Consider the following 13,194-nt stretch of genomic DNA (forward strand, 5'->3'; position numbering starts at 1 on the left):
CACCTAATTACCCGTTATGCTTGCGATTTCTCCTTCTCAATAAGCCACGCTATATACGTTCAAGTAAAATGTATTTTACACTCCATAGCGTTCGGAATGATAAAGTTTCATTATTAAAAATTTTAAATTCTTGATTATCAAATTTCAATATATCGAAATCACGTAATTAATTAAAAATAGTAACTTTTTGACAACTCGTTATTTTGTTTTAATGATACATTTACAGAAAATAAGAGCTCTTTACAAAGCTTTTTAATATATCATAGAAAAGAATAATTACTTATGAAAGCCTCAAAAACATTTGGTCTATTTTTTTTTACAATAGGTTTGGCATTTACTGTTATTGGTTACTCAAGTTATGCACAAGGAGCAACTTTAAGATTTTTATTATCAGGTCCCGTTTTCGTTTTGGCTGGCTTAGCCATGGTTATAGTACCTGGTACAGAATACACTAATAAAGATTTAAGAACAAAACGGATTGCGGCTAATGATGTGTTTTTAAAAGCACCTCTTAAAGCTAAAATTATATGGGCGGTAGCTGGAGGTATTGGATTTATCATATCAACCGCATTTCGTGATTTATTAGCAAGTTTTTTTGAATAAAAAATAATTAATATGGAATTTTTAGGAGCATTTTTGTTTTATTTTGGGTTGTTGGCAACCATAATAGCTATTTTTAAATTAATGTTTAATTACTCAAGTAAAATAGGCATCAAAGCCTCAAGAAAAGTGTATAAGGACGAAAGCCATGAAACACAAGATGAAAACGAGGCTATGGTTAATAAATGGATTAAATCTAACCTTCTAAGTATTGTCTATCGAATTATTATTACCATAATTGGGTTAGTTTTGCTACTAATTTATGGGCCTAACCTTCTGCCTTGGTAAGTTGTTGTAGTATTAATCGAAATGAGTTGCGATTGGGATATATAATCACTTAAATCACGATATATTAATCTGATACTTGCCAAGTAACCCTGAAACATTCTCTTTTGAAAACTTAGCATGTTTCATTCTATTGTTTTCGGGATCTAACGATATATTATAAGCTGTCTTTAAGTTAGCGCGTTCCAGTATCGTATTTTGAAAAAGAGCATTTTTTAAATTACAATTTTGAAATGTCGAACCTGTTAAGTTCGTTTCGCTAAAATCTACACCTGTTAAATTACAATCCTTAAAAAGCGTTTTTTTCAATGTTAAATTATAAAATACAGATAGCTCCAAGTTACAATTATCAAAAGACACAGATAAAAATAGATCGTCACAGTTGTTAAAATGAACACCTAATAATTTACAATTAGAAAAAGAAACATCGTTAAGTATCGTATAATCTATTTTGGTTAAACTAAAATGACAATCAGTAAACAGGCAGTCTGTAAAAGATATGTTTGATAAATCGGCATTTACAAAATCACAATTTGTAAACCTGCAATCTTCATATTCTCCTCGCTCTAAAGGGCTTTCTGAATAGTTTAGATTTTCAAAATCTTTATTTTCAATCAATGTATTTTAAATTTTATTATAACGTAGAAGTCGCTCCCGAGTAAAATTGAAAAGCTATAGCAAACGAAATAACACTCACTATAATACCTAGCATGAATACACTATAAGTAAGTCGAAGTATTTTGTATTTTTTATCTAAAACCAATCCAAGAAAGTACAGGTCTTTCTTCATAGAAGAATAAAGATATTCCTTATCCTGCATCATTTCACCCATGGCCCATTCAAAATCTTTTAGGCTCATTTTATGGAAATTACCAAAAAATAATAAGTTCACCTTTTTGTTGGCTACATCATCTTTAGTAAACTTACCGCTAGTTACATTTGGGCGCGTTGCTAAAATGGATAGTATAATAGATACAACCGTAAACAATACAAAAATAATGGTGGGAACAATTAAATATTGGTTAGAAGCATTGTCTAATTTAGAAACCAAATTAGAAAGCACTAAAGACACAATAATAGCATTAACCGATAATAAAATATTAGCCTTCGTATCGGCAATATTACTTAAAGTAATATGGTTTTTAAGCGTTACCCTAAACATAGTTTCAACACCACGTTCTGGTAGAGCTACCTTATTCTTTTTAAAGCTTAATTCCTCTTTTTTATGTTTCAGTTTGGTAGTGTCTTGTTTTAATTTGTTTTGAGCTTTTAATAATTGGGAGAGGTTTTTGCTTTTAGTTTTGTCCCATTTAGCAGAAGCCTCATTCGTATAAAACCTGTGTTCCTTGGCCAAAAAGTCAATGTTCATGTTCAACCATTCTGCTTCACTAAGTTTCTTGTCGCATACAAGTTCCCATTCCTTTCGAAGTAGCTCCGTAAGATCGCTAAATCTTTTACCGCCAATGTGGGCGCAATCGGCATCTCTGATTATTTTTTCCAACTCATTTTTTGGCACATAGTCCATTTTGGTTGCTAAAATCAAGTCACATACACGTTTTATATCATCTTCTGGGACGTTACGTTCCTTTAAAAAAGCACTTGCAATTTTTACGCTTTCCGCTTCATGGTTTTCAATACTTTGGGCGTAGCCTGTATCATGAAACCAGGCGCATAGTATTAAATGTAACTTATCAGTTTCTTTTAGGTCAATATGCTCAATCAGTTCATTGGTCTTTTTTACCACATCTTGAGTGTGCGATAAATTATGGTAAACAAATTTGTTATCAAGGTTCTCGTTTAAATATTGAATAACATATTTCTCTGCATCAATAATTAGATTTTCCATAAAAGAAATGATTTTGAGTAAAAATACTAAACTTTAATTAATGTCCAGTTAACGCTATAATTTGTCGTATATTTCAATACAGCTTTACAGTGTTGTTAAATATAAGACCTCGACGTTATTAGGTTAAATAATTTATTATGTTCAGTCATACTAAGCGCAGTTGAAACGCTAAGATTGACTTAATCCTTAACTTAATGATGTTGAGTGATAACCTGTAAGGAATTGAATTCAATTAAGACTAGTATTGAGATAAAAAAGAAAGGAACTATTATTATGCTAACCTGGAAAGAAGTCATCAATTTTTCTGTAAACGGAAACCCTACTCCAGATAGACGAGTTGAAAGAACAGATAAAGAATGGAGCGCTCAATTAACCCCGGAACAATTTAGAATTACCAGAAAGAAAGGCACCGAACGCGCCCATAGTGGAGCACTTTGTACTACACACGATGCAGGTAAATATAATTGCGTGTGCTGTAATACCCCTCTGTTCGATTCTACAATTAAATTTAGTTCAGGAACTGGTTGGCCCAGTTTTACACAGCCCATTAAAGAAAACGCTATAAAGTACGAAAGAGATACCTCTTATGGAATGGTACGCGTTGAGGTAATGTGCAATACTTGCGATGCGCATTTAGGGCACGTGTTCCCCGACGGACCAGAACCCAGTGGATTGCGTTATTGCATAAATTCGGAATCCATGCAATTAGAAAAAGAATAAAAAAGTCTTTTGGTTGTATAGCCTACGGTTGCAGAGCCTATGATTGCTGAGTGTATGGTTACCAAGCGTACGGTTATGAAGCGTACGGTTGCTGAGAGTACGGTTGCTGAGCGTAGTCGAAGCAAAGCAAAGCAAAACGAAAGCAATTTTCAATTCGGAAAGAGTTGAAAGTCAGAAGCGTTTCACCAAGAATTGGAGACAGAAGGATTAAAAAATATGACAAATAAAAATATACAAATAGCCACATTTGGCGGCGGTTGTTTTTGGTGTACAGAAGCAGTATTCTTAGAGGTAAAAGGTGTAGAAAAAGTAGTTTCAGGATATTCTGGTGGAAATGTTCCCGGGCATCCAACCTACAGAGAGATCTGTTCTGGTTTAACAGGACATGCAGAAGTTGTACAGGTTACGTTTGATGCCAATATCATTTCTTATGAAGATATCCTAATTATTTTCATGACCACTCACGATCCCACAACTTTAAATCAACAAGGTGCAGATAAAGGCACCCAATACAGATCGGTGATTTATTATCATAACGAAAAACAAAAAGAAATAGCAGAGGTTGTTTTAAAAGAAGTGGCACCTTATTATGAAAACCCTATTGTTACCGAAATTACTGCTTTAGATAAGTTTTACGAAGCAGAAGACTATCACCAAAACTATTACAGAAATAATAAGGAACAAGGCTATTGCAACTTTGTAATTACCCCAAAATTGGCAAAACTACGAAAGCTTCATGCGGACAAACTAAAGTAAGCCCTTGATTTTCTAGGAAAATCTGTCGAAAATAAATAGTCATAAGTATCATTATGAACAATAAGCTTAATAAAATAGTATTAGGAGGTGGTTGTCATTGGTGTACAGAAGCGGTATTTCAATCATTAATAGGTGTTGATAAGGTAGAGCAGGGTTATGTAGCTTCAATTAATGAAAACAACAATTTCTCCGAAGCGGTTATAGTCCATTTTAATTCAGAACTCATGCCGTTAAAAACGCTTATAGAAGTTCACCTATATACTCATAAAAGTACAAGCAACCATTCTATGAGAAGTAAATATAGGTCTGCCGTTTATACATTTTCAGAATCACAAATGGAGGAATCGGAAAATATCATTAAAGGCTTTCAGGAAGATTTTGAAAATAAATTAATCACGAAGATTTACCCTTTTCAATCCTTTAAACCTTCAAGAGAAGCCATTCAAAATTATTACCAAAAAGATCCTAATAAACCTTTTTGCAAAACATTTATAGCTCCTAAGCTAAGGTTCCTGTTACAAAGGTTTTCCCATCAGGTTAATCCGAGTAAAGTAAGACATGTAGAAGCGACTACAGTATAAAGATTTTAAAAATGAAAAGTTCGAAATTACAGATACAAAATAATAAAGGTTTGAAGCTTCAAGCGTATTTGGAGTTGCCAGCAAATCAAAAACCAAATTATTACGCCATTTTTGCGCACTGTTTTACATGCACAAGTTCGCTAAGTGCCGTGAAAAATATTAGCAGGGCATTAACCAATTATGGGTTTGGCGTTGTTAGGTTCGATTTTACAGGTTTAGGAAGAAGCGAGGGCGAGTTTGCCGAGAGTCATTTTTCTGCCAATGTAGACGATTTAATAGCGGTGAGTCATTATATGAATTCTAATTACGAAGCACCATCCCTATTAGTCGGTCATTCACTTGGCGGGGCAGCAGTGCTTTCGGCTGCATCCCAATTAGAAAATATCAAAGCCGTTGCAACTATTGGGGCACCAGCTACAGTAAGCCACGTAAAACATCTATTCTCTCATGGCATTGAAGACGTAAGAGAAAAAGGAGAGGTAGAAGTTAATATTGGAGGTCGCCCTTTTAAAATTGATAAGGATTTTGTTGAAGATTTCGATAAAACAGACTTACCTACCATTGTAAAGCAATTACGTAAGCCATTATTAATTTTACATGCACCTACAGATACTGTAGTTGGTATAAAAAATGCAGAGCAGTTATATCATAATGCACATCACCCCAAAAGTTTTGTAACGCTCGATAATGCAGACCATTTATTGTCCAATTCAAAAGATAGTCAATATGCCGGTAATGTAATTGGAACTTGGGTTCAGCGTTATTTTGAGCCCAAAGAGAATAAAATGTTAGAAACCAAAGGCGAGCAATTAGTAGGGCATTTAAATTTGATTGAAGATAATTTTACAACCTCAATTCAAACTAAAAACCATACTATGATTGCAGATGAGCCTGCTTCTATTGGGGGAGACGATTTTGGGCCTTCACCTTACGAGTACCTTAATGCCGGATTGGTAGCCTGTACTGCTATGACCTTAAAAATGTATGCACAACGTAAACAATGGGATTTGCAAGAAGTGTTTGTATATGTAACGCATTCCAGAAAGCATAGTGACGATTTAGGTTTGGAAATAGAAAAACCAACTTATTTAGACCATATTAGCAAAAAATTGAAGTTTGTTGGTAATTTAGATGAGACACAAAAACAGCGTTTAAAAGAAATAGCATCAAAATGCCCGGTACATAAGACTATTGCAAGTGAAGTCGTTTTTAATACAACCATTATAAATGATTAATCACTATCTTTAAACATTCGTAAAACCCTCGTATGAATATAAATTACAAAACCATTTTTGTTGTAGTTAACATGCTTATATTTAGTGCTTGTGCTACCTACAAGCCACAATATAAAAGCACGAATACAAGCAGCTCTTTTCCTGAAAAGGAGATAGCTCATTCCTTTTATTTAATAGGCGATGCCGGTAATTCACCATTAGATTCCTCTTCAAAAGCGTTGCAGGCGTTTAAAGCTACATTAAATAAAGCATCAAAAAACAGTACCGCACTTTTTTTAGGGGATAACATATATCCGAAAGGGTTGCCTAAAAAGGATGAAGAAGGCAGAGCGTTTGCAGAACATCAGCTAAACATTCAAACAGAAGCCGTAAAAGACTTTAAGGGCAATGCCGTTTTTATTCCGGGAAATCACGATTGGTATAGTAATGGCCTAAAAGGCTTAAAAAGACAAGAAAAATACGTTGAAAACATTTTGGGTAAGAATACCTTTCTGCCGGAAAATGGTTGTCCTATTGAAAAGGTAAATATTTCGGACGATATTGTTATGATTGTTGTTGACTCGGAATGGTATTTAACCAATTGGGACAAGCACCCAACCATAAATGATAATTGCGAAATAAAAACTAGAACTAAGTTTTTTGATGAATTTGAAAGCCTAATAAAGAAAGCGCGGGGCAAAACAACTATTGTGGCCTTACATCATCCCATGTTTACCAATGGGCCTCATGGTGGTCAGTATTCTTTTAGTAGCCATATGAAACCCATTCCGGTTTTAGGAACCCTAAAAAATGTAATACGCAAAACAGGAGGTGTAACGATTGTAGATACTCAAAACAAAGCGTACAATGAGTTTAGAAAGCGTATTATCACGCTATCTCAAGAGAACGATAAAGTCGTTTTTGTATCTGGTCACGACCATAATCTGCAATACATTTTAAAAGATAACATACCGCAAATTGTCAGCGGATCGGGCTCTAAGGAAACGGCAACCCGCAATGCCGGGAAAGGTCAGTTTTCCTATGGAATACAAGGTTATGCTAGGCTTGATGTGTTTAAAGATGGATCATCGTATGTTCGTTTTTATTCAGCCGAAGATAATACCATTGTCTTTCAAACCCAGGTTTTAGAAGGTGAGAAAACAAGAGTAAATAATAGTTATAAAGCATTTACCGAAAAAGAAGCCATAGCTTCGATATATTCCGAAGAAGAAGCCAGCAAGGGCGGTGTATATAGAATGTTATGGGGCAAGCGTTATCGTGATGCATTTAGAACAAAAGTTAAAGCGCCAACGGTAAGGCTCGATACACTTTTTGGAGGGTTAACACCAGTTAGAAAGGGAGGTGGACATCAATCAAAATCCTTAAGATTAGAAGACGCTAAAGGAAGGGAATATGTTATGCGGGCGCTTCGAAAAAATGCCATTCAATATATACAAGCTGTGGCATTTAAAGATCAATATATAGAAGGACAATTCGATGACTCTTACACTGAAGGATTGTTGATGGATATTTTTACCGGTTCTCACCCCTACGCGCCATTTACTATAGGAACACTAGCTGATGCAGTAGATGTTTATCACACCAATCCGGTACTTTATTACGTACCTAAACAGGATAGATTGGGACAGTTTAATGACGAATTTGGAAATGAGCTTTATATGATTGAAGAACGAGCAAGCTCGGGTCATGGTGATAAGGCAAGTTTTGGATTTTCAAACAAACTTATTAGCACAGACGATTTGCTAAAAGAATTAAAGGAAGACGAAGATCATATTCTAGATGAGCCAGCTTATATAAGAGCGCGTTTGTTCGATATGCTTATTGGCGATTGGGACAGGCACGAAGACCAATGGCGTTGGGCAAAATTTAAGGAAAAAGGTAAGGATATATATCGCCCTATGCCAAGAGACCGTGATCAGGCGTTTTCGATTATGGCAGATGGTACTTTGCTTAGTTTTGTAACAAATATTATTCCTTCTTTACGATTGTTAAGGAGTTATAAAGAAGATTTAAAAAGTCCGAAATGGTTCAATTTAGAGCCCTATCCTTTAGATATGACTTTAATTAATCAATCTGGTAAAAGTGTTTGGGACGCACAGGTAAAGTATATTACAGAAAACCTTACAGATGCTGTTATTGATGCCGCGTTTTTAAATTTTCCGCCAGAAGTTAGTAAAGAAACCATAAAAGACATAAAACGTAAACTTATCGGGAGGCGAACTAATTTACAGGTAATTTCTGATAAGTATTATAACCATATAAACAAGTTTGCTGTTGTTAAAGGAACAGATAAAGACGATTGGTTTCAAATAGAACGAATGCCAAATGGGAATACTAAAGTTACAGCTTATAGAATTAAAAATGATGAGAAGTCCGACGTGTTTCATGAAAGAACATACTCTTGTGATAATACTAAGGAAATCTGGATTTATGGACTAGACGATAAAGATGTGTTTGAGGTTTCTGGCGAAGGAAATAAACTCATACAAATTAGATTAATAGGTGGGCAAAATAATGACACCTATACCATTAAAAATGGTAAGCGGGTAATTGTTTACGATTATAAATCGAAGGCAAGTACATTTACTACCAACAAAGGACGAAAGAAGCTTACCGATGATTATGAAACAAATGTGTACGATTATAAAAAGCTAAAAAACAGTAGCAATCAATTAATTCCAATTATAGGTTCTAATCCTGACGATGGTCTTAAAATAGGGTTCTCCAATACCTTAACCAATTTTGGTTTTGATCGTAACCCTTTTACATACAAACATATTATTTCCGGAGCATATTACTTCGCTACAGATGGATTCGATTTAGGATACAATGGTGAATTTTCCAATGTTGTTGGCACCATGAATTTAGGTTTGCAAGCTCAATTTACAAGCCCTAATTATGCTGTTAACTTCTTCGGATATGGTAATAATACCCCCAATCCGGAAGCCGATGAAAATGATGGTTTTGATGTAGGGTTAGATTATAACCGTGTTAAGTTAAGTACATTAAAATTTGAACCATCGTTAATATGGCGAGGTCGTTTAGGAGCTAGTTTTAAGGTGGGAATATCGTACGAATCTTATGAAGTTGAAGAAACCGAAGGACGTTTTATTAACGATCGGTTTATTGGAGATAATATGGAAGTCGAAAACGATTTTTGGGGAGTTGATGCCAAATACCAATATGAAAACTATGATAACAAAGCATTTCCAACTTTTGGAATGATGATAGCGTTGCAAACGGGATATAAAAATAATATAGACAAGTCTAAAGGGTTTGCGTATTTAATTCCAGAATTGAGTTTCGATTATAGATTGGTGCCCAGTGGTCAATTAGTACTGGCAACAAAACTAAAAGGTCATGTTAATTTTGGTGATGATTTTGAGTTTTACCAGGGCGCTAATATAGGTGCCAATAACGGTTTAAGAGGCTATAGGAACGAACGGTTTACTGGTAAAAGCGCTTTTGTGCAAAGTACCGATTTGCGTTTGAATTTACGCAAAGTAAAAACTGGATTGCTCCCTTTAAATATTGGTTTGTATGGCGGCGTGGATTATGGTCGCGTATGGGTTGATAACGATACCTTGCTAACGCAAAGTGACCATTCGAACGATTGGAACACTTCCATAGGTGGTGGTATTTTTGCCAATGCTGCAGATATGGTTACGTTAAACCTATCGGCATTTAATAGCGATGATGGCGTGCGTTTAGCTTTTAGACTAGGATTTGGGTTTTAAATCCTGAACTCGTTTCAGGGTCTCATTAATTGAATCTTAAAATATAGTGTGTTTGCCGTTAGAATTTGGCTGTTTTTATATCGAGTTCTTTTTCTAATAATTAATAGATTATAGAAGTGATTCATCCTTTAGCATAATTTTTATGACTAAACCTATAATAAATTCTTTACTTCTTTGTTTTTAAAACCTACCAGGTTTTTAAGCCTATCAGGGCTCTTATATTTTGATAACTAACTCAATACTATTTGTTGACTAATTGAACGCATTTTTTAGTTAAATAATGGGCTATGATTAATCCAAGTGATTTTGATAAAAAGATTCAACTTTCTGCAGCTATTAAATACCATAAAGGGGCTTTTTGTTCTTTTTCCACGTTTGTCAAAAAAATAGAGGCGTTAATCAAAATAGATTAACATCTCTATGTGTATTATCTATTTTCGAAGAAATAAAATAAAATTATGACTTCTATCACACTCAAAATTATATTAGTTGCTATTTTTTTAACCTTAGCATCTATGTGTTTTAATACCTTGAAAGCACAAGGAAACCTTCAAGGCAAAATTGAAAATGACAAAATCGCTATTCTTTTGGAGGAAAACCTTGCTTTTTTTCCTAATAAAACAGAAATCTCACTCGCTTTAATAAATGGCAAACAAAGTGAGTTTTTTGGGGTTATTCGAAAAAATGACACCCTACAAATCGAAACCAATCAAAATGCTATTTTTGAAATAGGTTCTATTACAAAAGTATTTACATCTACGCTTTTTTCTGAATTGGTTATCGAAAAGAAATTATCATTGAATGATCATGTTTTAGATTTGCTTCCTTTTCAGTTGGAAAGTCCCTCCAAGGAACAAACAAGCATAACATTAAAAATGTTAGCTAATCATACTTCAGGATTGCCTTCTCTACCTCAAAATATAATGCCTTTAATAGCTCTTGACGAAAGCGATCCTTACCGTTCTTATACTTCAGATAAATTATATGAATATTTAAAAACTGATTTCAAAACAAAAACTGCTGCGGGTAAAAAAAGTGTTTACTCTAATCTTGGTACGGGATTATTAGGCCATTTATTAACACTGAAAACCAAAAAAAGCTATGAAGAGCTTTTACAGGAAAAAATATTCAAGCCTTTAGGGATGAATAACTCTACCACGATTTTGAAACAAATTCCAGAAACTAATCTAGTTAAAGGACTCGATCCACAAGGGCAGGTAACATCCAATTGGAATTTTGATGCTCTTGAAGGTGCTGGTGCAATAAAATCGAGTGTAACAGATTTAGAAAAATTTGCAAGAAAACATATGGAGAATTCTACCGTTTATAATTTGACACAAAAAGTTACGCATATAGAAAACAAGCAAGTTTCCCTAGGATTGGGTTGGCACATTATTAGCCAAGGTGATCAGGAAATCCTTTTTCACAATGGAGGAACAGGAGGATATACTTCATGTATGCTTATCAACAAACGCACACAAAAAAGTGTTATTATGCTCACCAATATTTCTGCTTTTCACCCCAAAAGCCAATCTATAGATTCTTTGTGTTTTAAAATCCTTAATCTTATCAATTAAATAAAGGACTAATAATTCTAAAACTACTAAATTACCGAAGAATTTAGTTGAAGCACATATAAAACAAGTGACCTGAATTTATGATGAAGAAAACATTTAAAAGCTGGATTTTTATTGCACACTTCACTTTTTGGGGTGCGCATTGGAGTCTTGCATTTTTAGGTTTTAAAAACCTTTCTTGGAATGGTTTTTCTATCGAAAACAATTTATTGTACATTGCTTTTGCTTATGGAATTTTAAGTAACATGTTACTGTTTTATTGGCAGTACTTTTTTACAGTTCCTTGTTTTTTTATAAAAAACAAAATTTCAAAATTTCTGTTGTCAACCATACTCTTTTTTGTTTTAATTAGTAGTGCCGAAGGATATTTGAACTATTACTATACTATTACTAACAATGTTTTAGATGAAGGATTTACTTTTTTTGAGTTTTTTATTATTTGGTTATTTCCAGACTTTGTTTTTAATGTTTTTTATACTTTTTTAGGATTTTTATTCCGGTTCCCTTTAGAGTATTTCAAATCAGAAAAAATAAAACAAGAGCTTTTGAAAGAGACGCACAATAGCGAACTCAAATATTTGAAAGCGCAACTTAATCCTCATTTCTTATTTAATGGCATTAATAGTATTTATCACCTCATAGAAAAGAATAGTGCACTCGCAAAGAACACATTACTTCAATTTTCTAACTTACTCCGCTATCAACTATATGAAAGTGGAACTCAAAAAATCGCTTTAAATAAGGAGCTAGGTTATATTTTACAATATATTGAAATAGAGAAAATTAGGAAAGGCGACGATATTATATTAGTATGTGATATTGCTAATAAAAATGAAAAACAACAGATAGCCCCGTTACTGCTTATACCATTTATCGAAAATGCCTTTAAACATTTGAGTGATGATGATAACCCTAGCAAAAATAGAGTAACTATCTTTATAAAAGAGATTGATAAGGTACTAACTTGCAAGATAGAAAACACTTTTGATTTACAGGAAAACAATCAAAATGTTGGAGGTATTGGATTAAAAAATGTACAACGAAGATTAGCGCTCTTATATCCAGATCGACACAGCTTAAATATCATTCAAAAAGGAAATGTCTATCAGGTATTTCTAAAAATATATTTTAAATGATCATATTGAAATGCCTTATTGTAGATGATGAACCCTTAGCTAGAGAAGCTATAAAAGGGTATTGTCATGAAATTTCATATCTAGAGGTCATTGGGGTTTGCAAAAATGTTAGACAAGCTCAAACATTTTTGCAAGAAAATTACATAGATATTTTATTTCTAGATATTCAAATGCCAATAATTACAGGCATAGAATGGCTTAAAACACAGAAAGATACTCCTGCGATCATTATGACAACAGCATACTCAGAATACGCATTAGAAAGCTACGACTTCAATGTGATTGATTATTTGGTAAAACCTATTTCATTTGAACGTTTCAAACAATCAGTAGAGAAAGTGTGTAATCTTATGTATGAAAAGACCTTGGAAAGCCATTTGTTTATTAAACAGGATAAAGAAATAAAAAAAGTAAAATTGAGTAACATTTTATATATAGAAGCACAACAAAATTACGTTAAAATTGTAACCATAGATGAAACCCTCATCACTCATAGTACTCTTAAAGGTATTAAGGCCTTATTGCCAGAAAAAGATTTTATAAAAATCCATAAGTCATTTTTGGTAGCTTTACATAAAATTGACAAAATCTTAGATAATAAAGTTTTTATAAGAGAACATATATTACCATTAAGTATACGCCTTAAAAAAGAAGTAACAACAAAAGTTAAATCAAATAAACATCATTAATGTAATTGTTCTCTAAATAGGGGGCTTGTATA

Annotated in this window: 12 protein-coding genes; 10 read left to right on the forward strand and 2 right to left on the reverse strand. The window is 33.5% G+C overall.

The annotated features are described in order from the left end of the window. The first annotated feature begins 282 nt into the window (after nt 1-282). The gene (locus C1H87_RS16305) at nt 283-603 is read left to right on the forward strand and encodes a hypothetical protein (RefSeq protein ID WP_102756838.1); all 321 of its coding nucleotides are present in this window, start codon (nt 283-285) and stop codon (nt 601-603) included. A 12-nt stretch (nt 604-615) separates the two neighbouring features. Continuing rightward, the gene (locus C1H87_RS16310) at nt 616-888 is read left to right on the forward strand and encodes a hypothetical protein (protein ID WP_102756839.1); all 273 of its coding nucleotides are present in this window, start codon (nt 616-618) and stop codon (nt 886-888) included. 54 nt (nt 889-942) lie between these two features. Here C1H87_RS16310 and C1H87_RS16315 read toward each other — a convergent pair whose 3' ends face one another. Together C1H87_RS16315 and C1H87_RS16320 are read right to left on the reverse strand one after the other, a co-directional pair. Further along, nucleotides 943-1,503, reverse strand: coding sequence for a pentapeptide repeat-containing protein (locus tag C1H87_RS16315; RefSeq protein WP_102756840.1), 561 nt, complete (start codon nt 1,501-1,503; stop codon nt 943-945). Between the two features lie 16 nt (nt 1,504-1,519). Further along, nucleotides 1,520-2,731, reverse strand: coding sequence for a Pycsar system effector family protein (locus C1H87_RS16320; protein WP_102756841.1), 1,212 nt, complete (start codon nt 2,729-2,731; stop codon nt 1,520-1,522). Between the two features lie 273 nt (nt 2,732-3,004). On the opposite strand from C1H87_RS16320, the gene msrB reads away from it, so the two are divergent. The 8 genes from msrB to C1H87_RS16360 all read left to right on the forward strand — a co-directional run bounded on the left by msrB (nt 3,005) and on the right by C1H87_RS16360 (nt 13,162). Next, nucleotides 3,005-3,451, forward strand: coding sequence for a peptide-methionine (R)-S-oxide reductase MsrB (gene msrB / locus C1H87_RS16325; RefSeq protein ID WP_102756842.1), 447 nt, complete (start codon nt 3,005-3,007; stop codon nt 3,449-3,451). A gap of 216 nt (nt 3,452-3,667) precedes the next feature. Further along, a complete protein-coding gene (gene msrA, locus C1H87_RS16330) occupies nt 3,668-4,207 on the forward strand; it encodes a peptide-methionine (S)-S-oxide reductase MsrA (protein ID WP_102756843.1) in 540 nt (179 codons plus the stop codon). Nucleotides 4,208-4,260: 53 nt separating this feature from the next. Beyond that, complete coding sequence (locus C1H87_RS16335) at nt 4,261-4,788, forward strand: peptide-methionine (S)-S-oxide reductase (RefSeq protein WP_102756844.1); 528 nt, start codon at nt 4,261-4,263, stop codon at nt 4,786-4,788. Between the two features lie 11 nt (nt 4,789-4,799). Beyond that, nucleotides 4,800-6,023 (forward strand): bifunctional alpha/beta hydrolase/OsmC family protein, encoded by a 1,224-nt coding sequence (locus C1H87_RS16340; protein ID WP_102756845.1) that lies wholly within the window; start codon nt 4,800-4,802, stop codon nt 6,021-6,023. A gap of 32 nt (nt 6,024-6,055) precedes the next feature. Beyond that, nucleotides 6,056-9,760 (forward strand): metallophosphoesterase, encoded by a 3,705-nt coding sequence (locus tag C1H87_RS16345; RefSeq protein WP_102756846.1) that lies wholly within the window; start codon nt 6,056-6,058, stop codon nt 9,758-9,760. A 458-nt stretch (nt 9,761-10,218) separates the two neighbouring features. Continuing rightward, nucleotides 10,219-11,337, forward strand: a complete 1,119-nt coding sequence (locus tag C1H87_RS16350) for a serine hydrolase domain-containing protein (protein WP_102756847.1) — start codon at nt 10,219-10,221, stop codon at nt 11,335-11,337. Between the two features lie 80 nt (nt 11,338-11,417). Further along, nucleotides 11,418-12,473 carry a sensor histidine kinase gene (locus C1H87_RS16355; protein ID WP_102756848.1) on the forward strand — a complete coding sequence of 352 codons (1,056 nt, stop codon included), beginning with the start codon at nt 11,418-11,420 and terminating at the stop codon, nt 12,471-12,473. Next, on the forward strand, nt 12,470-13,162 hold the full coding sequence (locus C1H87_RS16360) for a LytR/AlgR family response regulator transcription factor (protein WP_102756849.1): 693 nt from the start codon (nt 12,470-12,472) through the stop codon (nt 13,160-13,162). Before C1H87_RS16355 ends, C1H87_RS16360 begins: the two co-directional genes overlap by 4 nt. The last annotated feature ends 32 nt before the right edge of the window (nt 13,163-13,194 follow it).

The sequence above is a fragment of the Flavivirga eckloniae genome (assembly GCF_002886045.1).
Lineage (GTDB): Bacteria > Bacteroidota > Bacteroidia > Flavobacteriales > Flavobacteriaceae > Flavivirga > Flavivirga eckloniae.